Source organism: Streptomyces bottropensis ATCC 25435, from assembly GCF_000383595.1.
GTDB lineage: Bacteria > Actinomycetota > Actinomycetes > Streptomycetales > Streptomycetaceae > Streptomyces > Streptomyces bottropensis.
The window spans coordinates 2,488,926-2,512,072 of the sequence record NZ_KB911581.1 but is presented as its reverse complement, the minus strand read 5'-3'; the positions used below and the strand labels follow the sequence as shown (position 1 = coordinate 2,512,072).

Annotated in this window: 20 protein-coding genes and 1 pseudogene; 13 read left to right on the top strand and 8 right to left on the bottom strand. The window is 72.1% G+C overall.

Annotation, left to right across the window (positions count from 1 at the left end; translation table 11 throughout):
* The first annotated feature begins 211 nt into the window (after nucleotides 1-211).
* From STRBO_RS0111055 to STRBO_RS0111030, 6 genes are all read left to right on the top strand, one after another.
* The gene (locus STRBO_RS0111055; protein ID WP_005481947.1) at nucleotides 212-1,183 is read left to right on the top strand and encodes a helix-turn-helix domain-containing protein; all 972 of its coding nucleotides are present in this window, start codon (nucleotides 212-214) and stop codon (nucleotides 1,181-1,183) included.
* A gap of 679 nt (nucleotides 1,184-1,862) precedes the next feature.
* Nucleotides 1,863-3,560: an ATP-binding protein gene (locus STRBO_RS45375; RefSeq protein ID WP_020114195.1), complete on the top strand. Its 1,698-nt coding sequence runs from the start codon at nucleotides 1,863-1,865 to the stop codon at nucleotides 3,558-3,560.
* A complete protein-coding gene (locus tag STRBO_RS0111045) occupies nucleotides 3,547-3,981 on the top strand; it encodes a roadblock/LC7 domain-containing protein (RefSeq protein WP_020114194.1) in 435 nt (144 codons plus the stop codon). Before STRBO_RS45375 ends, STRBO_RS0111045 begins: the two co-directional genes overlap by 14 nt.
* 5 nt (nucleotides 3,982-3,986) lie before the next feature.
* Entirely contained in the window at nucleotides 3,987-4,355 is a 369-nt protein-coding gene (locus STRBO_RS0111040) for a DUF742 domain-containing protein (RefSeq protein WP_005481943.1), read from the top strand.
* Nucleotides 4,333-4,935 carry a GTP-binding protein gene (locus STRBO_RS0111035; RefSeq protein ID WP_005481942.1) on the top strand — a complete coding sequence of 201 codons (603 nt, stop codon included), beginning with the start codon at nucleotides 4,333-4,335 and terminating at the stop codon, nucleotides 4,933-4,935. Before STRBO_RS0111040 ends, STRBO_RS0111035 begins: the two co-directional genes overlap by 23 nt.
* Before the next feature lie 40 nt (nucleotides 4,936-4,975).
* Nucleotides 4,976-5,560 (top strand): GAF domain-containing protein, encoded by a 585-nt coding sequence (locus tag STRBO_RS0111030; RefSeq protein ID WP_005481941.1) that lies wholly within the window; start codon nucleotides 4,976-4,978, stop codon nucleotides 5,558-5,560.
* A 637-nt stretch (nucleotides 5,561-6,197) separates the two neighbouring features.
* Here STRBO_RS0111030 and STRBO_RS0111025 read toward each other — a convergent pair.
* Complete coding sequence (locus tag STRBO_RS0111025) at nucleotides 6,198-7,439, bottom strand: acyl-CoA dehydrogenase family protein (protein ID WP_005481940.1); 1,242 nt, start codon at nucleotides 7,437-7,439, stop codon at nucleotides 6,198-6,200.
* A gap of 777 nt (nucleotides 7,440-8,216) precedes the next feature.
* Here STRBO_RS0111025 and STRBO_RS0111020 point away from each other — a divergent pair.
* The 3 genes from STRBO_RS0111020 to STRBO_RS0111010 all read left to right on the top strand — a co-directional run bounded on the left by STRBO_RS0111020 (nucleotide 8,217) and on the right by STRBO_RS0111010 (nucleotide 9,642).
* The gene (locus STRBO_RS0111020) at nucleotides 8,217-8,492 is read left to right on the top strand and encodes a hypothetical protein (protein WP_020114193.1); all 276 of its coding nucleotides are present in this window, start codon (nucleotides 8,217-8,219) and stop codon (nucleotides 8,490-8,492) included.
* A gap of 74 nt (nucleotides 8,493-8,566) precedes the next feature.
* Nucleotides 8,567-8,995 (top strand): roadblock/LC7 domain-containing protein, encoded by a 429-nt coding sequence (locus tag STRBO_RS0111015; protein WP_020114192.1) that lies wholly within the window; start codon nucleotides 8,567-8,569, stop codon nucleotides 8,993-8,995.
* A 44-nt stretch (nucleotides 8,996-9,039) separates the two neighbouring features.
* Nucleotides 9,040-9,642 (top strand): GTP-binding protein, encoded by a 603-nt coding sequence (locus STRBO_RS0111010; protein WP_005481937.1) that lies wholly within the window; start codon nucleotides 9,040-9,042, stop codon nucleotides 9,640-9,642.
* 30 nt (nucleotides 9,643-9,672) lie between these two features.
* Here the strand turns inward: STRBO_RS0111010 and STRBO_RS0111005 are convergent, their stop codons facing one another.
* On the bottom strand, nucleotides 9,673-10,584 hold the full coding sequence (locus STRBO_RS0111005; protein ID WP_005481935.1) for an adenosine kinase: 912 nt from the start codon (nucleotides 10,582-10,584) through the stop codon (nucleotides 9,673-9,675).
* A 134-nt stretch (nucleotides 10,585-10,718) separates the two neighbouring features.
* Entirely contained in the window at nucleotides 10,719-11,177 is a 459-nt protein-coding gene (locus STRBO_RS0111000) for an ATP-binding protein (RefSeq protein ID WP_005481934.1), read from the bottom strand.
* Nucleotides 11,178-11,654: 477 nt separating this feature from the next.
* On the opposite strand from STRBO_RS0111000, the gene STRBO_RS0110995 reads away from it, so the two are divergent.
* The 3 genes from STRBO_RS0110995 (at nucleotide 11,655) to STRBO_RS0110985 (ending at nucleotide 13,731) form a co-directional block, all read left to right on the top strand.
* A complete protein-coding gene (locus STRBO_RS0110995; RefSeq protein WP_028796586.1) occupies nucleotides 11,655-12,530 on the top strand; it encodes a helix-turn-helix domain-containing protein in 876 nt (291 codons plus the stop codon).
* A 1-nt stretch (nucleotide 12,531) separates the two neighbouring features.
* Nucleotides 12,532-12,792, top strand: coding sequence for a DUF397 domain-containing protein (locus tag STRBO_RS0110990; RefSeq protein ID WP_005481932.1), 261 nt, complete (start codon nucleotides 12,532-12,534; stop codon nucleotides 12,790-12,792).
* 123 nt (nucleotides 12,793-12,915) lie between these two features.
* Entirely contained in the window at nucleotides 12,916-13,731 is an 816-nt protein-coding gene (locus STRBO_RS0110985; RefSeq protein WP_020114190.1) for an SAM-dependent methyltransferase, read from the top strand.
* 149 nt (nucleotides 13,732-13,880) lie between these two features.
* On the opposite strand, the gene STRBO_RS0110980 is transcribed toward STRBO_RS0110985, so the two are convergent.
* From STRBO_RS0110980 to STRBO_RS0110965, 4 genes are all read right to left on the bottom strand, one after another.
* Nucleotides 13,881-14,999 carry a LacI family DNA-binding transcriptional regulator gene (locus STRBO_RS0110980; RefSeq protein WP_005481929.1) on the bottom strand — a complete coding sequence of 373 codons (1,119 nt, stop codon included), beginning with the start codon at nucleotides 14,997-14,999 and terminating at the stop codon, nucleotides 13,881-13,883.
* 310 nt (nucleotides 15,000-15,309) lie between these two features.
* The gene (locus STRBO_RS0110975; protein WP_005481927.1) at nucleotides 15,310-17,742 is read right to left on the bottom strand and encodes a beta-galactosidase; all 2,433 of its coding nucleotides are present in this window, start codon (nucleotides 17,740-17,742) and stop codon (nucleotides 15,310-15,312) included.
* On the bottom strand, nucleotides 17,742-19,517 hold the full coding sequence (locus tag STRBO_RS0110970; protein WP_005481926.1) for a glycoside hydrolase family 35 protein: 1,776 nt from the start codon (nucleotides 19,515-19,517) through the stop codon (nucleotides 17,742-17,744). The genes STRBO_RS0110975 and STRBO_RS0110970 overlap by 1 nt, the downstream gene beginning before the upstream one ends.
* 122 nt (nucleotides 19,518-19,639) lie before the next feature.
* Nucleotides 19,640-20,866: an MFS transporter gene (locus STRBO_RS0110965; protein WP_245170586.1), complete on the bottom strand. Its 1,227-nt coding sequence runs from the start codon at nucleotides 20,864-20,866 to the stop codon at nucleotides 19,640-19,642.
* A gap of 292 nt (nucleotides 20,867-21,158) precedes the next feature.
* Here STRBO_RS0110965 and STRBO_RS41515 point away from each other — a divergent pair.
* Nucleotides 21,159-21,603, top strand: a pseudogene (locus STRBO_RS41515) (GNAT family N-acetyltransferase).
* 109 nt (nucleotides 21,604-21,712) lie between these two features.
* Here STRBO_RS41515 and STRBO_RS0110955 read toward each other — a convergent pair.
* Nucleotides 21,713-23,014, bottom strand: coding sequence for a hypothetical protein (locus tag STRBO_RS0110955; protein ID WP_005481923.1), 1,302 nt, complete (start codon nucleotides 23,012-23,014; stop codon nucleotides 21,713-21,715).
* Nucleotides 23,015-23,147 lie beyond the last annotated feature (133 nt).

Here is a 23,147-nt window from a genome sequence, read left to right as displayed (position 1 = left end):
AAGGGGCGTGGTGGATGCCGTGACTCTTCCCGCGGCATATTCGGCCATCCTCGGCCCGGCGGCACGGCAATCGCTTGCCACGCTAGGGTGCCTTCCGGGTCCGACCGGTCGGTAACTGTCTTTGATCAATCAGAGATTGAAGATTTTCCCATCTCAGACCGTAGACGACCACAAGCACGCGTTCGGGGGCCGGCACCAGGGAGGAGCGGCGTTGCCCGCGGGAAGCTACAGCGTCGAGGCGCTGACCACCGAGGAGGTGAACCCGCGCGAGCGTGCCGACTTCTGGGCCGAGCGGATCGGCTCGTACCAGTCCCGGATGGGATTCAGGTACGCCCAGTCGGACGACTTCTGCGGCGAGACCGTCCGGCAGCGCACCGACACGTACCAGTTGGTGAAGTACCGCTCCGACGAGATCGAGTACACCCGCACGATGCGCCAGGTGCGCCAGGACCCGGACGAGGACTACCGGCTGCTGCTGCCGACGAGCGGCGAGATCGTCCTGCGGCAGGACGGCGGGGAGGCCAGGCTCACCCCGGGCACGGCCGCGCTGGTCACGTTCGCGGCGCCCTTCCAGTGCCTGCAGAGCGATGCCATCGACGCGTTCATCCTGACCATCCCGGCCCGCGAGGTGGACGGGCGGCTGAACACCAGGTCACCGGTCGCCAGCGGCCTGGACCTCGGATCCGGCCTCGGCCGGATCGTCGGCTCGATGCTGACCGGACTGCACGAGGAGCGGGAGCACCTCACCGACCCGGAGTTCAACGCCGTCACCGACCGGATCGTGGAGCTGGTGTGCATGCTCACCGCCGGCGACGACCGTCCGGACGCCCCCGGGCAGTTGGGCGAGGTGGAGACCCTGGTCCGCCGCTATGTGCGCGACCACGCGGCCGACCCGAACCTCAATGGGACGGCGGTGGCGCGTGCGCTCGGCTGGTCGCTGCGTCAGATCCAACTGGCCCTGCAGAAGGCGGGGACCACACCCCGGGAGCTGATCCGTGAGGAGCGGCTGCGTCTGGTCCGGGACCGTCTGCTGTGTACGGAGTGCGAGCACATGACGATCACGGATCTCGCCTACGCCGCCGGTTTCTCGTCCGCGAGCGCCCTCAGCACGGCCTTCCGCCGACGCTACGACGTGAGCCCACGGGAGATGCGTCAGAGCATACGGCAGCACAACTACACATGAAATCAAGGGAGTTCGGCGGAAAACATTCGGCGAGGACAACTCGCGAACAGCGTCCCACATCCACCCGGACCCACCGGTCGATTGAAGTCTAAAGTTTAGTCAAAGCATGTCCGGTCCGTGAACCCCGTCACTTTCCGGCCCACCTGGTGTGAATGTTCCTCGGGTGCATCGTGCGCGCCCTGTGCGAGCGGGCCCGTTTCGCCGCCGGTCCCCCCATGCCACAAAGGAAGTTGACACGAGACAACATCCCGGCCGAATGGCGTGAACTGTTCGCCGCACACACCCCCGACGGACCGCCGGGACAAGGAACCCGCAGGTGGCCCGCCGCCCGGCGGCCCGCTTTCACAGACCGCACCGGTCGGTGGACGGGGTGTGAAGAACTGCTGGGGCGCCGCCTCGTGGATTGACGGTAAAAAGGCGTCGCAGACCCTTGCCGCCACTGACGGCATCTCAGGTGACAGACCATCCCCGAGCGTCCAGGACCGCTGGTCAGCTGGTTGACGTTCTTCGCTACTCTGTCGCGTACTGGCTGATCGAGAGGACTCCGATGCCTGAACCCCCACCCTTCGCCACGACCCCGCAGCACGGTCGGCCGGACACGACGACGCCCCCGTCTCGTCACCGGCACGGAAAGACCGGGGCGTCGGATTCCGCGAACTCCTCCGCCACCCAGCCACGGTTGACCCGCCTCGCCGTCCTCCCCGCCGCCTTCATGGCCGGAATATCCACCGCCGTCACGGGCACGGTCCTGCGGCTGCAGGAGGGCACCGCCGACGCCGCCACCTGGGGTGTGCTGGCGGGCGGCGCGGTCCTCGGGTGCGGCTGTCTGGCCGGTGCCGTGATGGCGGCCAGGTCACGGGCCAGGTCGGACGCGAAGCGGGCCGAGAAGCTGCGGCAGACCATCACGACCGGCAACTGGGCCCTCGACGAGGACCTGACCCGCCTCAAGCGGGGCGAGTCCCTGCTCTCGCGCGGCTTCGCCTACCAGGCGTCGCGCGCCGAGGACCCGTACCAGAAGCTGGAGTACGAGGTCACCGAGGCCCAGCACCGCGCCCGGGAGGCCCTCGTCTGGGCGGCGAGCTACTTCCAGTCCGCCTCCGACGACAACAGCGACAAGGTCGAGGTCTTCGTCAACCTGGCCCGCCGGCTGCAGTCGCTCGTCCACCGCACCATCCGTGAGCTGGACGATCTGGAGAACCAGGTCGAGGACCCGGACCTGCTCCGGCGCATCTTCGGCATCGACCACCTGGCGACCCGAATACGCCGGCACGCGGAGAACCTCGCGGTGCTCGGCGGCGCGATCTCCCGCCGCCAGTGGACCAACCCGGTGACCCTGACCGAGGTGCTGCGGTCCTCGATCGCCGAGGTCGAGCAGTACTCCCGCGTCAAGCTGGTGCCGCCGATCGAGGGCACCCTGCGCGGCCACGCGGTCGCCGACGTCATCCACCTGCTGGCCGAACTGGTCGAGAACGCCACCATGTTCTCCCACCCGGACACCCAGATCCTCCTGCGCTCCCGCCGGGTGACCGCCGGCATCGCCATCGAGGTCGAGGACCGCGGCCTCGGCATCCCCCAGGAGGACCAGGAGCGGATCAACACGCTGCTCGCCGACCCGGCCCGCATCGACGTCGCCAAGCTGCTCGCCGACGGCCGGATCGGACTGTTCGTGGTCTCCTCCCTGGCCCGCAGGCACGGCATCGCGGTCCAGCTGCAGGGCAACATCTACGGCGGCGTCCAGGCCATCCTGGTGCTCCCGCAGGGGCTGCTGGGCGAGGAGGAGGGGCAGATACCCGTCCAGGCGCCCGTGCAGGCGCCCGTCCAGGCGCCCGTGCGGACACCGGTCCAGGCGCGTCCGGCCGCACCGCACCCGGGGCAGCCGTCCGGGCCCGCCTGGGATGCCCGGTCCCACGCGACGCCGCCCGGCGCCGTACCGTCGCACACGGGTCGCCCGATGGCCGCCCCGGCCGCCCACGCCGGTCCCCCGGCCGGTGTGCCGCAGCGGTCGGCCGCCCCCGTGCCGCCCCCGGCGGCCGGCCGGCACGAGCGGGCGCAGCCCGTCTCCGACGTACGGTCCGAGTACCGGCCCTCGTCGGGCTACGAGCGGCCGGGCGCCGCCCCGCACGGGGCCGGTGGGCCCGCCCGGCCCGTACTGCCCAAGCGCCGGGCGATGGAGCACCTGGCGCCCGAGCTGCGTCAGGGGCCCCCGCCGCGTCCCGAGACCCACGAGCAGGACCTCAACTTCAGTCCCGGCCTCCTGGCCGGTATCAACCGAGGCTTCGGTCTCGCCGGCGCGACCTCCGACGCGATCCCCGTCGACGACGCGCGCTGGGCCCCGCCCCGACCGCAAGGAGAAGAACCCCACCATGGTGAGCGATAGCCACCCCACCGGACAGAACATCGACTGGCTGCTGGAGAACCTCAAGAAGACCGTGCCCGGCACCCGGCAGGTGCTGCTGCTGTCGTCCGACGGCTTGAGCAAGGCACACGTCGACCTGAGCGCCGACGACGCCGACCGGCTGGCGGCGATATCCTCCGGGCTCAACTCCCTGGGCCGTTCCTTCGGTCACGACAGGGTGCTGGGCAACGGCGGCACCGTCCGGCAGGTCATCGTGGAACTGCACAACGGCATCCTCATCGTGGCCTCGGCGGGCCACGGCGCCGTGCTGGCGGTCACCGCGGACGCGACCACGCACACCGAGACGCTCGGCTACGAGATGGGCATGCTGATCCGGGCCGTGCAGCCGTTCCTCGCCACGCCGGCCCGCCGGCCCAGCGCGCCGTCCGGCGCGGGGATGTGACGCGAATGACGGACGAGCTGTTCCTGGACGAGGAGGCCGGACGGTTAGTCCGGCCGTTCACCGTCAGCAACGGGCGCACTCGACCCTCGACGTCGTTCGACCTGCTCACCCTGGTGATGGCCACCGGCGTCCGGCCGGTCGCCGACCTCGGCCCCGACCACGACCTGGTGCTCGGCCTGTGCCTCAGGCCGGTGCCGGTGGTCGAGGTCGCCGCGCGGATGAACCTCCCGATCGCCGTCACCAAAGTCCTGTTGTCCGACCTGGTGCAGCACGAGGCGCTCACCGCACGGGCGCCCCGTGCGGTCGAGGCGGCCTCCGCCGCCAACCGAAATGTTTTGGAGGCGGTGCTCAATGGCCTACGCGCACGGCTCTGACCCCTTCCCGACCGCCCTGAAGATCCTGGTGGCGGGAGGGTTCGGAGTGGGCAAGACGACCTTCGTGGGGGCGGTCAGCGAGATCGCTCCGCTGAGCACCGAGGAGGTCATCACCACGGCCAGTGTCCGCACCGACAGTCTCGACGGGGTGGAGGAGAAGTACACCACCACCGTGGCCATGGACTTCGGGCGGATCACTCTCGACTCGGAGCACGTCCTGTATCTGTTCGGCACCCCCGGGCAGGAACGGTTCTGGTTCATGTGGGACGAGTTGTCCGACGGGGCACTGGGCGCGGTGGTGCTCGCCGACACCCGCAGGCTCGACGCGTGCTTCCCCGCGGTGGACTTCTTCGAGGTGCGCGGCATCCCGTTCGTCGTGGGGGTGAACGAGTTCGACGGGGCGTACCAGTACTCCGTCGAGGAGGTACGCGACGCCATCGGCCTGAAGTCCAACGCGCCGATCGTGTTCTGCGACGCCCGGCACTGCAGCTCCGGTACGGGTGTGCTCGTCGAACTCGTGCAGCATCTGCTCCGCATGACACCCGGCGTGGCGACGTACGAGCCACCCGTGCTCCGTTGATCCTTCCCCCTCGACTCGGCCGACCTCGAACGGAGTTCCGATGAACAGCCCCTATTCCTCCTATGAGCCACCGCTCGACCGCCTGCTCCTCACCCCCGAGGATCCGGGCGGCCCGCAACGCGCCGCCAGGCTTGCCCAGTTGGGGCTCGCCGACATCCCCCGGGCGGAGTTCGACGCGTTCGCGCGCCGACTGGCCCTGGAGCTGGACGCGCCGTACGCGATGGTCAACTTCGTCGACGACAAGCGCCAGTTCTTCGCCGGGCTCTACACGCCGGACGCCGGACCCGTGAACATCGCGCAGGGGCTGGCGAGCGAGAGCTCGATGAGCCGGGAGATGCGCCTGGACCACGGCTTCTGCCCGCACACCGTCAAGCGGACCGCGGCGCTGGTGCTCGACGACGTCTGCGACTACCCGCGATTCGCGGGCAACCCGGTCGTGGACGAGATCGGCATCCGCTCCTACATGGGCGCGCCGCTGGTCGACACCCTGGCGGGGATCAACCTCGGTACGATCTGCGTCGTCGACACCGACTCCCGCACCTGGGGCCGGCAGCGGCTGGAGATCATCAAGCACATGGCCCAGGAGATGTCCGACCAGATCCACGCCATCGCCTCCGGCCACTGAGCCCCGGCCGGCGGTCCCACCGGGTCGAGACAGTCCGGACCGCCGACCACCCGCCCCGACGAAAGCCGCGGACACGCCATCGTGTCCGCGGTTTCTCCGTCCCGGACGCGACATGGGGCGGGGCGCTACGCGGACCCCGGGCACGACCGAGGTCGAGGCGCGCACGAGGGCCGACGGCACGTGCGACGGCACCCGGCCCGGACCATCACGGATGTACGCCCCTCACGACCCCGGGGCCCGCCGGCCGCCGGCTTCGCCGCCCCGCATCCGAACAGCGAAAGCCCGCCGGACCCGCGCACACCACACGAACAGCGCCGACGGGTCGAACCAAGCCCCGCGCACCCGCCCGCCAGGGCACGCGCCCGACACCCCGTCCGAGACGCGCCCCACCGCCGCTCACCGGTCGAACGGTCGCGGTTTCGCGCCCCCGGCCGACGGAGGACCCGGCCCGTCCGGCGCATCGGACCCGGGCCGCCGCGCGAGCGGCCCCGGCGGTCCGGACCGTTTCGCCCACCGTCCGGCCGGCGGCAGGTGGTGCGCCGACCGAGTCTCGTGGTGTGCCGGGACGCCGTCGGGCGGGCTTCGCGCGGGGCGTGGGGAGCCACCGGGCCCACGGGGTCGGCTCCGGTGGCGGGAGTCAGACCAGTTCGCCGACCGGGACCGGGTCCGGTGCCGGCTCTCGCGATTCCGGCGGTGGGGTGCGGACCAGGTCGGCGAGGCGTTCGGACCACTGGCCCTTGTTCTCGCCGAGGGCGAACTCGCCCAGTCTCAGCCCCTGGATCTCCGACGTGCCGGCGGGGGCGTAGATGTGGAAGGCGTCGCGCAGGTAGCGCTCCAGCGGGCGGTCGGTGAACAGGCCGCAGGCCGCGTGCATCTTGACGGACGCCTGGGCGGACTCGATGGACGACTCGACGTTGAAGAGTTTCGCGGACATCAGCTCGATGTCGCAGGGCCGCCCCTGATCCAGCAGATGCGCGGCGAGATAGGCGCTCTGCCGCGCGAGGGTGAGGCGTTGCAGCATGCGCCCCAGCTCGATCTTGATGTTGGGCAGGTGCCCCAGCGGCTTTCCGTAGCGCTGCGTCTCGCCGCAGTACCGGGCGGTCTCCTCGAACACCGCCTGGTGGATGCCCAGGGACACCGCCGTCAGGTTGAGACGGCCGTAGAGGACCGACGAGGAGTAGGCGACGGCCAGTCCCTCACCCTCCTCGCCGAGCCGGTTGGCGGCCGGCACCCGGCAGTTGTCGAAGACGAGTTCCCCGAAGCTGAACCCGTGCAGCCCCATGGAGGGCACCTGTTCGGCGAGGGAGAAGCCGGGCCGGTCGGACTCGACGAGGAACGCCGTCATGCCCTGGGAGCCCGGACCGGTGCGGACCACGACACCGTGCACGTCGCCCACATGGCTGTTGCCCACGAAGATCTTGCGGCCGTTGAGGATGTAGTCGTCGCCGTCCCGGACCGCGCTGCTCTCCATGCCGGCCACATGGCCCCCCGACCCCGGCTCGGTGACCGCGATGGTCGGCAGCACCTCTCCCGCGGCGATCCTCGGCAGCCAGGCCCTCTTCTGGCTGTCGTCGCCGAAGTGGACGATCTTCGCGACACCCAGCTGGGAGGCCTGGACCATGGCCCCCATCGCGCCGCTGACACGGGACAGTTCCTCGATGATGACGGTCTTGGCAAGGTGGCCCGCGCCCATGCCGCCGTAGGCCGGGTCGATCGTGGCGCCGATCCAGCCCTGTTGGGCGATCTGCCGGGAGAGCCCCACCAGTGCGGTGCGGGAGGCCTCCATCTCGGGTATCAGCGGGCGTACCACGCGCTCGGCGAACTCCCGTACGCGCTGCCGTAGATCCTCGTGGTCCTGGGTGGTGAAGACGTGTTCCACGCCGTGCCCTTCTGAGCGTTACCCCGCGCCCGGGGGAGACGCGGTGGCTGTGCGTCAGCCGTGGTTCCGGTGGGAGACGGGCCGACCTGCAACATGGTCTACAAATCAACCTCTAACGCCAAGATCGTTTAGAGGGTTTGGCCGAAAGATTGACCGTTGAAATCTGAACGTAAATGTGAGACAGGAAAGGGGCGTTGTCCACATTTTGATACTTTCCAAGCCGAACTTGCACGGTCACCCCGACCCGAACTCGGGCACGCGCCGACCAGACCACCAGGCACACCCGCCGAGACAGGCCTTCCCTCCACGCTGTGCACCCCCAAATACCAAACTGACACGCCGTCCGGGCAGGTTTGATCAGGGTGCCACACATTTCAAGCCACTTCCGCAGGTGACGAATGTGGCCGGACCGTGCCGATTCGGAGGCTCTACCGTGTCGACAAGTATTCATTCGGCGCAGCCTCCGGAAGCGGCGGCGCCGCCCGACCACCCCGAGCCCGCCCCGGCCGACTGTCGAAGTCGTCGTCAATCAGCCGTGCCGGTGCCCGAGTTGACGCCACATCACGGCCCGGCGGATGCTGACGACGGGGCTCGGGTCCTGATACCGTTCCGTCCGCCCGCTGACATCGCCGACGGTGTGTCCAGCCGGAGCACGGGGGCCGCCGGACAGCTCTCGGCGCCCCCACCGCCATCGGACGTTCGCTGTCGTACGAGGAAGCAGATGCCAGGCACCCTCCCCCGCATCGGCGCCACGCGCGACACGACTCGGTGGCCACGATGAGCGGTGACACACCCCGCACCGAGGCCGCCGCCCCGCCCCTCCCCCAGAGCCTGCCCCGCCGGCCCCGGAGCACCCCTTCCGCCCCCCGGACCGTCGAGGCCGAGGCCCACGGAACGCACGACGACACGGACGACACCCTCTCCCCGGACGCCATGGCGCGCGCCATGGTGGCGATCCGGTGCGGCTCGGACCGCGCCCGGCTCGCCGGACCGGACGACACCGACAGCACCGACGGCCGACCGGCACCACGGCCCGGCCCCGACGCCGCCTGACGGGCGCTTCCCCGGGCGCCCCGACGAACCGGCGCCCACCCCGGCGCCGACCGACCGTGAGGAACACGCACGACATGACAGAGCAGGTACGAACCGGTCCCCAACTGGACTGGCTGCTGGACGGGCTCGTGGAACGCATACCCGAGATCCGCTGCGCCATCGTGCTGTCCGGGGACGGCCTCCTCATCGGCAAGTCGAAGGACATCCGGTTCGACGACGCCGAGCATCTGTCCGCGGTCGGCTCGGGCATGTACAGCCTGGCCCGGGGTGTGGCCCGCCACTTCCACGGCGGTGAGGTCCAGCAGACGGTCATCCAGATGGAGCGGGCGTTCCTCTTCGTCACCGCCGCGGGCCGGGGCGCGCGGCTGGCCGCGATCGCCTCGGAGGAGGTGGACGTCGGGATGATGGCGTTCGAGATGGGCACCCTGGTCAAGCAGGTCGGCAAGTATCTGAGCGCCGCGCCCCGTGCGGAGACCCCGTCCGACTACGTGCAGGACGCGTGAGCCGCCGCTGCGGCCGGGCCCGGAACTCGTCGAAAGGGTGATGGATGGTGTCCGTCAGCTCCGAGACCGTCGTACCCACCGCCCTGAAGATCCTCATCGCGGGTGGCTTCGGGGTCGGCAAGACCACCATGGTCGGCGCGGTCAGCGAGGTGACCCCGCTGGCGACCGAGGAGCACATCAGCGCGGCCGGCCGGCGGGTGGACGACCTCAGGGGCGTGGAGAAGAAGGCCTCGACCACCGTCGCCCTGGACTTCGGCCGCATCACCGTCTCCCCCGAACTGGTGCTCTATCTCTTCGGTACACCCGGCCAGGACCGTTTCTGGTTCATGTGGGACGACCTGTGCAGCGGCGCCCTCGGGGCCGTGGTCCTCGCCGACACCCGGCGGCTCGACGCCTCCTTCGCCGCGGTCGACTTCTTCGAGTCGCGCTCCATCCCCTTCGCGGTCGGCGTCAACTGCTTCGACGGCCGCCGCGAGGCCGACGTCGAGCAGGTCCGCCAGGCGCTCGACCTGGCGCCCACCGTGCCGGTCCTTCTCTGCGACGTCCGCCAGCGCCAGTCCAGCAGGGAACTCCTGCTGGCCGTGCTCGGGGCGGCCCGCCGGAAGATGGAGGCCCGGCTGGTGGCGGCGGGCCTGCGGCCGGGCTGAGGGGCCGGCCGGGGAGCCGGGGGTCCCAGCTCAGCGAACCGGCCCCCCTGCTCGGGCGAGGAGGTCCGCACGGCCGATGGCGTCGGTGCGGGTCGAGGGGACGGTGCAGGCGTAGGCGCCCGCGATCGCGCCGTACAGACCGCAGCGGCTCGGCGGTTCGCCGGCGAGCCGGCCGAAGAGGTAGCCCGCCGCGAAGGCGTCCCCGGCGCCGTTGGAGTCCACGACCGGCGTCGGCGGGGCCACCGGCGGGACGTGGCTCAGTTCGCCGTCGACCAGGTGGTACGCGCCGCGGGCCCCGTCCGTGGCGACGACGGTGCGGGCGCGTCCCCGCTCGGTGATCCGGCGCATGGTCCTCTCCGGGTCCGTGAGCCCCGCCGCCGACAGGAAGACCAGGTCGGCGGCGTGGGCGAACGTCTCGTGGTACGGGTTGACGCCGTCCCAGTCGTGCAGGTCGGTCGAGACGGGCACGCCCAGCTCGCTCAGCAGGGGCAGCGAGGCCGCGCACGGCCGGCTGATGGACACGTGGACGTGACGGCTGACCCCGGCCAGGGCCCGGACCGTGTCCGGCGGCAGTTCGTCCACCTCCTGGCTCCGGCTGCCGTCGTAGAGCGAGCAGCGGCGGCCGTCGGGGCCGACCAGGTTCACCGCGCGCCGGGTGCCGCCGGGCAGGTGTCCTTCGGTGAGCGGGATGCCGCGGTCCCGGTGCAGCGCGCGGACCAGGTCGCCCTCGTGGTCGTCGCCGAGGAGGTCGAGGTGGTGGGTCCGCAGGCCCAGGCTGTGCGCGGCCACCGAAAGGAAGTCGCCGGTCTGCCCCGCCCTGGTCTCGATGGCCGGCACCAGATGGCTGTCGGCGAACGGGAGCGGCAGCTCGGGCACGTAGACGATGGTGTCGACACCCGCCCCGCCCAGCACGAGGACGTCGATCTCGGACTCGGTGCGCAACGTGCCTCCAGCGGCGAGGGGTTCACTGTGGAGGCAGCGTACGTGCGGGCAGGCCGGCGGGTGACCGGAGCGGGACGCCGGTCACCCGCCGGCACGGGCGGCAGCGGGCCGGGAGCCGGGCGGCGGGACGGGGCCTAGGTCCAGGACGGGTCGGACATGGGGAATCCCCCGTTCCGTCGCGGAGCCGTCGGAGGGGCGGGCTCGGGGGTTTCCCGGCCCTCCGACGGCAGTTCTGCCCAGACGACACGACCGGACCGTTGTGGGGTGTCGCGCACCCCCCAGTCGCTGCTGAGCATGCCGACCAGCATGAGCCCACGCCCGTTCTGGTCGTCGGGGCCCGGACGACGCCGGGCAGGCTGTGCGTGACCGCTGTTCTGGTCCTCGACCTCGATGCGGAGCCGACGGCCGGTGTACTGCAGCCGGCACACGATCCACTCGCTGTCCGTGTGGGTCAACGCGTTGGTGACCAGCTCGGACGTGATCAGCAGGACGTCCTCGGCCGTCTCCGGAGGCACCCCCCACTCACCGAGCAGCTCGCGCACGGTTCTGCGCGCCTCGCCCGCCGACGCGGGCACCGCCGGCAGTCCGAACACGCCCGCTCTGTGCGGTTCGTACGTCTCTGGTCCAAGGGGTGGGTACATGGTCGGGGCTAACCGGTCCGTGGAGGGGGGGAGAGTGGGCGGAGCCATCGCCGTAAGCCTTTCGTTGGCCCTTCGCACCGGAGGGGAGCCGGTGCCACGGCCGCCTCGCCGTACGCCGCGAGCTGTGGCAACTCATGACGGACAGCGCTGAGTTGCGGCCACATCTCCCCCAACCTGGCCGCGCGGCTCCGGTGTTCGTCGAAGCCGTGACGGTACGTCCACTGTGGCATCCGCGAACAACACCTCGCAACCGGCAAGTTGAAATTTGCATTTTGCGGGTCGCATGTCGGCACCGATCGAGCCAAGATCGTGTCAGACTGCGCTCTCGAAGCGACTCGCACAACAACGCGCAACCCTTGAAGGAAAGCGCGCAAGACCTGTAAGGCAGTGCGACATGACCTCAGTGCTCGGCGTGAGGGGGTGGTGGGCGTGACCGCGGAGACCGAGTGGGGCGGGGCCCCCTCCGTCCTGCGCATGATCCTCGGCAGACAGCTGGAGGAGTTGCGCACACGTGCCGGACTCACGTTCGAACAGGCCGGTGAGGCGATCGGAGTCAGCCATTCCACGATCCGCCGCCTGGAAGCCGCCAAGGTCGCCCGGCTCCGCCTCCCGGACGTCGAGAAACTGCTCCAGATCTACGGTGTGCGGGACCAGCAGGAGATCGAGACCTTCCTGAAGTCCGTCCGCGAGGCCAACAAACGCGGCTGGTGGCACACCTACCGCGACGTACTGCCCGACTGGTTCGCCGCCTACCTCAGCCTGGAACAGGCGGCGCTCCAGATCCGGGCGTACGAGGCGCAGTTCGTGCACGGCCTGCTCCAGACCGAGGAGTACGCCCGCGCCCTGCTCGGCGCCGGCGATCCGCACGCCGCGACCGAGGACACCGAACGGCGCGTGGCGCTGCGGATGCGGCGCCAGGAACTCCTCACCCGGCCCCAGCCGCCCCGGCTGTGGGTGGTGATGGACGAGACCGTGCTCAGATGGCCGGTCGGCGGACCGGAGGTGATGCGCGCCCAGGTCGACCACCTGATCGAGCTGAACCGGCTGCCCCATGTGACGGTTCAGATCATGCCGTTCCACAACGGCCCGCATCCGGCGATGCGGGCCGGTGCGTTCCACCTCTTCCGCTTCAGGGCACCGGAGTTGCCGGACATCGTCTACCTCAACGGTCTGGTGGGCGCCGTCTATCTCGACAAGGGCGACGACGTCGTCGTCTACCGCGAGGCCCTGGACCGGTTGGGCGCGCAGTCGGCGCCCGCCCGAAAGACCGAGGCCCTCCTCGGTGCGCTACGCAAGGAGCTCTGACGTGCACCACCCCATACCCGACGGAGTACACAACGGCGTCCGCAACGGCATGCCCGCCCGCGAACTCGGCAAGCAGGACTGGCACCGCCCCTGGAGCGACGACGCCGGCGGTGCCTGCGTGGAGGTGAAGAAGCTCGCCGACGGCCGGGTCGCCGTACGCCAGTCGACCGACCCGGACGGGCCGGCGCTGCTGTTCACGCCCCGTGAGATGACCAGTTTTCTGGCCGGTGTGAAGGCGGGCGAGGCCGACTTCCTGCTCTGACCTGCTTGCTGCCACGCCTCGTTGACGCACCACCTGTGTGGCCGTCGGGTTCCGTCGTCCGTCGAACCCCTGGCCCTGTCCGACCGTTTACCTGTACGACACGACCTGATGGGAGGGACGGCGTTGCCCGACAACGGATGGCCGGCCGACCGGATCGACACCGAGCACGCGCACTCCGCGCGTATCTACGACTACATCCTCGGCGGCAAGGACTACTACCCGGCCGACAAGGAGGCCGGTGACGCGATGGCCCACGAGTGGCCGGCCCTGCCGGTCCACATGCGCGCCAACCGCGACTGGATGAACCGCGCGGTGCGCTGGCTCGCCGAGAAGGCGGGCATGCGCCAGTTCCTCGACATCGGAACCGGCATCCCCACCTCCCCCAACCTCCACGAGATAGCCCAGTCGGTGGCCCCCGAGTCCCGGGTCGTCTACGTGGACAACGACCCGATCGTCCTCACCCTGTCCCAGGGATTACTGGCCAGCACCCCCGAGGGCAGGACCGCGTACATCGAGGCCGACTTCCAGGACCCGGAGACCGTGCTCGGCTCGCCCGAGTTCGCGGAGACCCTCGACCTGAGCAAGCCGGTCGCGCTCACCGTGATCGCGATCGTCCACTTCGTGCTGGACGAGGACGACGCGGTCGGTATCGTCCGCCGTCTCCTCGAACCCCTCCCCTCGGGCAGCTATCTGGCGATGACCATCGCCACCGCCGAGTTCGCCCCCGAGGAGGTGGGCCGCGTCGCCCGCGAGTACGCCGCGCGCGACATGCCCATGCGGCTGCGCACGATCGACGAGGCCCACGAGTTCTTCGACGGCCTCGAACTCGTCGAGCCCGGCATCGTCCAGGTCCACAAGTGGCACCCGGACGGCACGGGCGAGGAGAACATCCGCGACGAGGACATCGCGATGTACGGGGCGATCGCGAGGAAGCCGTGAACGGCCGGCCTGAGCCGGCCTGCGCTTCCTGAGGTAACTGAGAATCCTGAGGGTTCTGAGGGTTCTGAGGGTCCCTGGTCCGGCATCCGGAGATGTCGGGCCGGGGGCCCCACCCGTCGGGGCGCGCCGGGGCCGCTCGGGCGGCGGGGCTATGCGGGCGCCCCCGTGCTGTCACGGACGATCAGCTCCACGGGGATGACCGGGCCCCGCACCCGAGTGTCGCCCGTGGCACCGGTGTCGCCGGCGTCGCCCGTCTCCTCCGGGTCGTCCAGCTGGCGCAGCAGCAGGCGCAGCGCGGTCGTGCCGATCGCCGAGTAGTCCGTACGGATCGTCGTCAGCGGCGGCAGCAGATGTGCCGCCTCCGGGATGTCGTCGTAGCCGACCACGCTCACGTCCCGCGGGACCCGGCGCCCCGCCTCGTGCAGGGCGCGCAGCAGACCGAGTGCCATCTGGTCGTTGGAGACGAAGACGGCGGTGACGTCCGGGTCGGCCGCCAGCCGCCGGCCCAGCGCGTAGCCGGAGTCGGCGCTCCAGTCCCCGACGAGGGGCTCGTGGACACACGCGCCGGCCCTCGCCAGGGTCTCGCGCCAGCTTTCGGCGCGCCGGTCGGCGGAGGTCCAGCCGGTGGGGCCCGCGATGTGCCGGACGGTGGGGTGGCCGAGGCCCAGCAGATGGCCGGTCGCCAGCCGGGCCCCCGCGGTGAAGTCCGAGGAGACCACGGGAGTGCCGTCGCCGAGGCCGTTGTCCAGCATCACCAGCGGGGTGTCCGGGCGGGCGCGCGCCAGCGCGGTGGCGACCGGGCGCTGGGGGGCGATGGCGATGATGCCGTCCGCGCCCTCGGCCGACAGCCGGTCCACCGCCTCCACGACGGTGTCCCGGTCCGCCGTGTCGAGGGCGATGGAGCTGACGAGGTAACCCGCTTCCTGGGCCGCCGTGTTGATCGCGGTCAGGGTGGAGGCGGGGCCGTAGCGGGCGGCGTCGAAGGAGATGACGCCGAGCATGCGGGTGCGGCCGCTGGCCAGGGAGCGGGCGCTGCGGCTGGGGCGGTAGCCGAGTGTGCGCATGGCTTCCAGCACGGCTTGCCTGGTCTCCGGGCGGACGGCCGGGTTGTCGTTGAGGACGCGGGAGACGGTCTGTTTGGAGACGCCGGCGAGGCGGGCGACGTCGTCCATGACCGGGCGGGAGCCGGCGAAGTTGCGGCGGCTGCGGCCTCGGGTGGGTTTGGCGGGGGGTTCGGCCGCGTTGCCGTCCGTGGTGCTGCGGGGCATGCGGCTTCTTCCTTGTCTGCGGAGGGTTGTCGTCCGGTCTGTCGTGTTCTGCGTGGGCCACAGGATAGGTCCGGGGGCGGGGCCCGGGGTTTTTCGCCCCCGCCGCCCCTACCCGTCCCGTCCCCAGGGGCTGCGCCCCTTCGACCCCCGAGCGTCCGCCCGGTGGGGGCTGGTCGCGCAGTTCCCCGCGCCCCTGAAAAGCAGGGGCTGCGCCCGCTGCTTTTCAGGCCCGCAGGGCCTGGGCTTTCAGGGGCGCGGGGAACTGCGCGAGAAGCCCCACTCACCCCACCCGCCTACGAACCCCACGAGGTCAGCCGGGGCGAAGCGGCCAGGTTCGGGGGGTGACGTACTCGGCTCGGGTGATCTCCGCCGGGATGGCGGAGGCGCCCGCCCGGCCCGGTACGTGTACCGGCGCCCCCGCGGGCAACGGCAGCACCCGCAGTCGCAGTCCCTCCGACCGCGCCCCGTCCGCGGGCAGCCGGTCGAAGCCGATGTCCCAGACGCGGCCGGAGTAGAACTGGTCGGCGACCAGGCGGCCGCCCACGTGGGCGCGGGCGACGTCGCCGGTCCAGTGGACGCGCAGGAGGGCGCCGGGCGGCGCGTCGTCCGGAGTCGCGATGCCGTACTCGGCGGCCACCGTGTCGAAGTGCTCGTCGGCCGGCACGCTCGCCCGCCCCAGCGCGCCCGTCGTGACGGGGGGTGCCTCGCCCGGGGGCCGGATCAGTGTGACCGGGAGTGCGCCGTCCGCGCCGCCGGAGCCGCGCCGGCCCTCGTCGTCCGCCACCAGCGTGTAGCGGACGAAGACCCCGTCGGCCGTCTCCTTCACCACCGCCCCGGTCGCCACCGGAGCGCGCTCGGGGGCGGGCAGTACGGCGAAGGACGGTTGCGGGGCCGTGCTGTGGACCCGCACCTCGTCCGCGTGGGCGTCGAAGACCACCCCGCCGCCGGCCTCACCGAGGACGAGCCGCTCGGCACCCCAGGCACGGCCCCGGTACGCGGTGCGGGCCGTGGCGGCGTCCAGGACCAGGAGGCCCACCCGGCCGCCGTCGGTGGTGTCGACCTCGACCAGGGCGTCGGTGCCCGGGCGCAGCCCGGTCACCAGGACGCGGTCGCCCACCGTCGTGACCTCGCCCGACGGCACGCGGACCGTGGTCACCGTACGCAGGTCCAGGGCGAGTTCGGGGGTGATTCCGTCCGTCGCGGCCAGGACGAGGACCGTACGGCCACGGCCGTCGTCGACCGTGCAGACGGGCTGGGCGGTGGCCCAGTCCAGCCGCAGCCCGGCGAGGTCGAGCCGCAACGGCCAGCAGAAGTAGGCCCCTCGGGGGATCGTGACCGGTTCGCTCGGCAGGGTCAGCGCCCCGGCCTCCGGCCCCTCGGGTCCGTCCGGGAACTCCACCGTGAACGTCGTGCCCGGACGGTCCGGCAACGGCTCGTGCGGCTGGTGGTTGTTGACGAAGAGGAAGCCGGACCGGCCGTCCCCCCGGACCGCCCACCGCAGGGTCGCCCGGTCGTCCTGGCTCGCCGGCCGCCGCTCGGGCAGGGCGGAGGCCATCGGGGCGATCAGATGACCGAAGTCGGCCAGCAGCAGGTGCTGGAGGCGGAGTTCGTCGTAGGAGGGGCGGTACTGGCCGTACTCGCCGAGGGGGGCCTGGAAGTCGTAGGTGAGCAGGGGGAGGTCGTTGGGGTAGCCGGTGGCGTGGGACTCCTGGAGGGTGGTGCGCTCCCCCGGCGGGTTGGTGCCGCCGTGGAACATGTAGTAGCCCTGCCAGACCGAGCCGCAGCCGATCTTGGTGAGGGCGAGGGCGCCGACGTCGGCGGCGTCGACGCGCGGCCGGCGGTGGTAGGCCACCGCCATGCCGCCGCCCAGTTCGCAGGTGGCCCAGGGGAATCGGTCCGTCGGCTCCGCCCGGTCACCGCCGCGTGCCGTCGTCGGGCGGAGGTCGGCGCCGATGCCCTCGTCGTCGCGCTGGTGGGTGAAGAAGAAGTGCTTGCGGCAGGTGTCGGGCCAGCCGCCGTCCGCCTCGGTCCAGAAGGCGTCGGGGTAGCCGCCGTACAGGGGCAGGAGTTCGTCCGGGGGCAGCCGCACCCCGCCCCAGGCCGTCGACGTCCACAGGGGGGCCGACAGGCCGGCCTGCTGGGCCGTCCGCTTCAGCGTCAGCAGATGGTCCGGCCGGTCGTACAGCTCGTTCTCGATCTGGAGCGCGACGACCGGACCGCCGTGGGCCCGGTCCAGGCCCCGCAGCTGCCCGGCGATCGCCGCGAACCAGGTGCGTACGGGGGCGAGGTAGGCCGGGTCGTCCGTGCGGGGGGCGTCGGTGCGGTCGAGGACCCAGTCCGGCAGGCCCCCGCCTCGGACCTCGGCGTGCACCCAGGGGCCGATGCGGGGGATCAGGTCCAGGCCGTGGCGCGCGCAGAGTTCCGCGAAGCGCCGCAGGTCGCGGTCGCCGTCGAAGCGGACGCGGCCCTCGATCTCCTCGTGGTGGATCCAGATGACGTAGGCGGCGACGACCGTGACCCCGCCCGCCTTCATCTTCAGCAGCTCCTCCTCCCACTCCCCGGCCGGGTAACGGCTGTAGTGGAACTCTCCGGAGACGGGGAACCACGGACGGCCGCCCCGGGTCAGCCAACGGCTGTTGACCTCGATGGGGTCGGGCGCGTCCGGGGCGTCGGCGAAGGGGAGCCGGCCGCGCTGCGGGGGGTCGCCGGGCGCCGGGAGGCGCACCCGGTGCGGCGGCGTCATCAGGGCTTCACCGGCCCCAGGTCCGGTGTGTCCGTGAACGCGGCGCGGGAGTTGGTCGTGGCGTTGAGTTCCAGCAGGACCAGGTCGTTGGCACCGGGGCGCAGGACGGGACCCGGGACGTAGAGGGTGCGCTGGGGGCCCCGGTTCCAGTAGCGGCCGAGATGGAAGCCGTTGATCCAGGCCTGGCCCTTGGTCCAGCCGGGCAGCGACAGGAAGGTGTCGGCGGGGGTGTCGACCTCGAAGGTGCCCTGGTGGAAGGCGGGGACGGTGACCGGGGCCGCGTCGGCCGGGGCGAAGGGGACCGTGGACAGGTCCGCCAGCGGGAGGCGGTGGGCGTCCCAGCCGAGCAGGGCGGTGCCGTTGAAGGTGACCGGGCCGAGCAGGCCCTTGGCGGCGCCGATGCGGGGGCCGTAGTTGACGCCGCCCATGTTCTCGACCAGGACGTCGAGGGTGGCGCCGGCCCGCGGGACCCGCAGGGGCAGGGTCTCGTCGTGGCGTTCGCGCTCCAGCACGCCGACCGGGGCGCCGTCCACGAAGACCTGGGCGCGGTCGCCGACCCCGCCGTCGAAGTGCAGCAGGCCGTCGCCCGCCTCGGGAAGGGTGGTGCGGTAGAGGACGTAGCCGGAGCGCTGACCCAACTCCTCCATGGTGACCGGGTGTTCGGTGCGCTCCCCGGCGGCGCCGAGACCGGTGGCGTACGGCAGCAGCGGTGCCCGGCGGTCCAACTCCACGGTGATGCCGGTGAGTTTCGGCGCGGGCGCCGGAGCCGGCTCCTCGGGGACCGGGGCGTGGCGGGCGATGACCTCGCGGAAGGCGTGGTACTTGGAACCGGGGTCGCCGGACTCGGTGAGGGCGGCGTCGTAGTCGTAGGAGGTGACGATCGGGGCGTAGCACTGGTCGTGGTTGGCGCCGTTGGTGAAGCCGAAGTTGGTGCCGCCGTGGAACATGTAGATGTTGACGGAGGCGCCGGCGGCCAGCAGCTTGTCCAGGTCGGCGGCGGCGCCGGCCGCGTCCCGGACGTGGTGCTCCTCGCCCCAGTGGTCGAACCAGCCGATCCAGAACTCCGAGCACATCAGGGGCCCTTCGGGCATGTGGGCCCGCAGCGCCGCCAGTGACTCCTCGATCTTCCCGCCGAAGGTGGCGGTGGACAGGACGCCGGGCAGGCTGCCGGCGGCCAGGTGGTGGCCGGAGCCCGCCTGGTCGCAGGTGAACAGCAGTTCCTCCACGCCCCGTGCGCGCAGCGCCTGGTGGACGTGCTTGAGGTACGCGGTGTCGTCGCCGTACGCCCCGTACTCGTTCTCCACCTGGACGGCGATGACCGGGCCGTCGTTCGCCGCCATGTACGGCAGCAGCGGGGGCAGCAGGATGTCGAGGTAGCCGTCGAGGGCGGCGGTGAAACGGGGGTCGCTGGACCGCAGCCGGATGTCGGGGTCCGAGGTCAGCCAGGAGGGCAGGCCCCCGCCGTCCCACTCGGCGCAGATGTACGGGCCGGGGCGCAGCAGGACGTGCAGGCCCTCGGCGCGGGCCAGGCGCAGATAGCGGGGCAGGTCGAGCAGTCCGTCGAGGACGAGCGGGCTGTCGGGGTCGGGCTGGTGGAGGTTCCAGGGGACGTACGTCTCCACGGTGTTCAGGCCCATCAGCCGGGCCTTGCGCAGCCGGTCGGCCCACAGGTCGGGGTGGATGCGGAAGTAGTGCATCGCGCCGGAGATGATCCGGAACGGTTCACCGTGCAGGAGGAAACCGTCGGACGTCGTGGTCAGAGCGGGCGTGCTCAAGGCTGTTTCCCTTCGGCGGGGTGTACGGGGTGGCAGGGCCGTTCCGGCGTACGGGCGAGGAGGACGGCGGCCCCGGGTGTCCGGGGCGGGGCGGGGCGGGCGAGGAGCACCCGCACCGCGTACTACGGGGAGGGCGGGTCGGAGCGGGTGGCGCGGATCAGCCACAGCGTGGCCAGCAGGCACAGGGCGGAGACGGCGCCGAGCAGCAGCGGGACCGCGCGGACGCCGGACCACTCGATGGCCTTGCCGAGCGCGGGTCCGGCCGCCACTCCGCCGGTCATGGAGGCGGCGATGACGAGCGCTCCGGCCCGGCGGGCCCGGGGCGCGGCCGCGTTCAGCCAGGGCAGGCCGGTGGGGAAGATCGGGGCGATGAACAGGCCGACTCCGGCGTAGGCGTACGGGGCGAGCGGGGGCACCGAGGCCAGCAGCAGGCAGACCGTCATGCCGGCGCAGGACACGGTGATGATCGTCTGCGGTGCGTGGCGCAGGGCCAGGGGGGCCACCAGGAAGCGGCCGGCCGTCATCATCAGCCAGTACACGGAGGTGGCGGTCGCGGCGGCACCGGCGCCGTATCCGACCGTCTCCAGGTGCGTGGGTTCCCAGCCGCCGACGCCGGCCTCGATGCCGACGTGCAGGACGTACAGGGTCACGAAGACGGCGAGCACCGAGCCGAGGCTGCGGGCGAGGGGCGAGCCGCCCGCCGCCGCGCCGACGGTGCCCGTCGCGCCCGTCGCGCCGGGCTGGGGCACCTGGTCGCGTACGCCGCGCAGGCACAGCAGCAGCGGCAGGTTGGCGGCGGCGAAGGCGAGGAAGAGCGCCGGGTAGTGCTCGGCGCCCACGGCGGCGACGAGGGCGGGGCCGAGGATCGCGCCGACGCCGAAGTGGGCGTTGAGGACGTTCAGCATGGCGGTGGAGCGGTGGCCGAAGCCGACGGCGAAGAGCTGGTTGAGGCCGTAGTCGATGCCGCCGAAGCCGAGTCCGGCGAGCAGGGCGGCGCCGAGGGCGACGGGCCAGGTCGGCGCGAGCGCGAACCCCGCCGCGCCGAGCGCCATCAGCAGGTAGGAGCCGCCGAGCAGCCGCCGGTTGCCCAGCCGCCCGTACAGCCGGTCGAAGAGCAGGACTCCGGCGACCCCGCCGACGAAGTGGGCGCTGAGCCCCAGACCGGCGGCCGAGGGCGACAGCGCGAAGTCCTCGCGGAAGGCCGGGATGGCGGGCCCGTAGAGCGCCTGGAGCGCGCCGATGAGGACGAATCCGACGCACGAGGCGACCACGGCGGCCGGGCTGAACACCCTGCTGTCCGGGGCCGGCGGGACGGGTCTCACCTCTTGCGCGGTCGATGATGCGGGCACGCCGGAATCCGCCTCTCCGTGACTGGGACTCTCGAAGTGTTACCGGTAACATCCTCGCCGTCAAGATCCCCCGCGGGGCGGTGCGGCGGGGGCGGTACGGGAGTGACGGATGGGGTGCGGGGGCCGCCGGGGGTGGTGGTGGGAGCGCCGAGAGGCCCGTCGGGAAGGTGGAGGGCGGCCCGCCCTCGCCGCGCGCTTCGATGCCGCGGTGACGAGCGAGAACGAGTCCGCCGAAAGCGCGGCCCCGAGTGTCCGGTACCGCGCCGATCGTGATCTCGGGGACTGTGCCGCGGTGCTCGCGGAGGTCCACGACCGCGACGGCTGTCCGGTCGACTGGCCCGAGCGGCCCGGCGCCCGGCTGACCCCACCCTCGCTCGTCGCCGCCCGGGGGGGGCGGAACTCGACGGCCGGATCGCCGGTCATGTCGGCCTGGCCCGGAGCGGCGCGGGCGACGCGGCGCCCCGGGTTGTGGAGCGACCGTACGGGACTGGGCGTCGACCGGACGGCCGTGGTCGGCCGCCTGTTCGTCGCTCCGTCGGCCCCGGGGCCGGGGGCTCGGCGCGTCGCTGCCGGCCCCCTCCGGCGCCGAGGCGCGACGGTGCGTCCTGCACCCGGCGCTCGATGTGGTGGCGTCCGACACCGCCGCGGCGGCGCTCCACGAACGGCTCGGCCGGCAGTTCCTGGCCACGGTCGAGCAGCGCTGGGGCCCGGACCGGACGGTGGCCGTCCGGTGCTAGGCGGCGGCGTCACCCTGACCGGTCACCGCACGACGGCGATCGGCGAGCGGCGGCGAAGGTGCGGGCGCGCCCGGGAGCGGGTGCCGGGCGCGCCCTGCGGGAGAGCCGGTCAGCAGATGCTCTGTGCGCTGGCGACCAGGCGGTTGTTGCGGAAGGTGGTGTTCTCGCCGCAGGGGCTCTCCCTGAGGGACGAGTTGGTGACCGTCAGGTTCTGGACGGTGATGTCACGGTTGTTGGCGAACTCCGAGCGCGCCGCGAGCCGGATCTCGCCCCCGCCGGAGACCGTGCCGCTCTGGGCGGCGAGGTTCACGTTGTAGCAGTTCTCGATCAGGATCGCGTTGTTGCCGGTGTTGGTGAGGCTGATCCGGTCGATCACCGCGCCGCCGCTCTCGGAGACGCAGAAGACGCCGCGTCCGCCGCCGCGCGCGACCACCTCGCCGACCCGGATGTTGGTCGGGTAGGCGCTGCCCACCCGGCCGTTGCGGTTGGCCATGCGGAAGGCCGCGTAGCCGGTGCCGGTGCCCGCGCCGTCCGCGTCGACCTTGGTGACCGTGGCGTTGACCGTCTGGTTGAGGAGCAGTCCGGACTCGCCGACGTCGCGGGCGGTCACCGTGCCGACGGTGAGCCCGTCGACGCCGTACGTCTCCACCGCGTGACTGCTCGCGCCCGACACGTACACGTTGTCGATCCTGACGTTGCGCGTCCACTGGCTGGTGTCGCCCCGGTTGTCGATCCGGACGCCGAGGCCGCGCGAGAGGCGCATGTCGAGCTGCCCGAGGACGACGTTCTGGACGTTGCGCAGGAAGATCCCGTACAGCGGGGTCCCGGTGAGGTTGAGGTGCTGGACCTCGATGTCACGGGTGCCGCGCGAGTAGACGGGTGCCTGGTCGCCCGAGCCGGTGCCGGTCACGTCGATCGTGCCGCACACGTCGAGCACGGTGTAGCTGGGCAGCGAGACCCGGGAGCCGGCGCCGATGGACCCCGAGCCGCGCACGACGACCCGCTCCTTCGAGGTCCGGCCGGCGGTGAGGCTGTTGACGGCGGCCTGCATCGCCGCGCGCATGTCGGTGCCGGTGTACGTGACACTGCCGCCACGCCTGGCGGTCCAGGTGCCGCCGCCGAGCACGGCCTCCGCCTGGTACGAGCCCTCACCGCACGCAGCCGCGCTCTTGGCCGCCCCGGCGGTGACGGGGGCCGCCGCCAGTTCCGTGGCGGGGCTCGCGGGAGCGGTCGGCACGGCCGCCCCGGTGAGCAGGGCGGTGGCGAAGGCGGCGGTGGCGAGGGCTCTCGTACGGCGGACGGCGGGGCGGCCGGACCGGTCGATCGCCGTCGTATCGGCACCGCGCGGCGTCGCGCGGGCGGCGCGGGACGTCCTGGTGTCGGTGGTCCGGGCTGCGGCTCTGCGTCCCATGTCGGCTTCTCCTGTGGGGGATCGGCGCGCCTGCCGTACGACGGCCGTCCGCCGCGCACTCCTCGACGGGCCGGCCGGGACCCGTCCGGAACGCGACCGAACTCGGCGGGGACCGGTCCGGCGCGGCCGGGAC

Bases quoted from the DNA above. Each gene is read 5' to 3' on its own strand.
- STRBO_RS0111045 (WP_020114194.1), top strand. From the start codon at position 3,547: ATGGTGAGCGATAGCCACCCCACCGGACAGAACATCGACTGGCTGCTG.
- STRBO_RS0111040 (WP_005481943.1), top strand. From the start codon at position 3,987: ATGACGGACGAGCTGTTCCTGGACGAGGAGGCCGGACGGTTAGTCCGG.
- STRBO_RS0111035 (WP_005481942.1), top strand. From the start codon at position 4,333: ATGGCCTACGCGCACGGCTCTGACCCCTTCCCGACCGCCCTGAAGATC.
- STRBO_RS0111030 (WP_005481941.1), top strand. From the start codon at position 4,976: ATGAACAGCCCCTATTCCTCCTATGAGCCACCGCTCGACCGCCTGCTC.
- STRBO_RS0111020 (WP_020114193.1), top strand. From the start codon at position 8,217: ATGAGCGGTGACACACCCCGCACCGAGGCCGCCGCCCCGCCCCTCCCC.
- STRBO_RS0111015 (WP_020114192.1), top strand. From the start codon at position 8,567: ATGACAGAGCAGGTACGAACCGGTCCCCAACTGGACTGGCTGCTGGAC.
- STRBO_RS0111010 (WP_005481937.1), top strand. From the start codon at position 9,040: ATGGTGTCCGTCAGCTCCGAGACCGTCGTACCCACCGCCCTGAAGATC.
- STRBO_RS0110980 (WP_005481929.1), bottom strand. From the start codon at position 14,999: ATGCCCCGCAGCACCACGGACGGCAACGCGGCCGAACCCCCCGCCAAA.
- STRBO_RS0110975 (WP_005481927.1), bottom strand. From the start codon at position 17,742: ATGACGCCGCCGCACCGGGTGCGCCTCCCGGCGCCCGGCGACCCCCCG.
- STRBO_RS0110955 (WP_005481923.1), bottom strand. From the start codon at position 23,014: ATGGGACGCAGAGCCGCAGCCCGGACCACCGACACCAGGACGTCCCGC.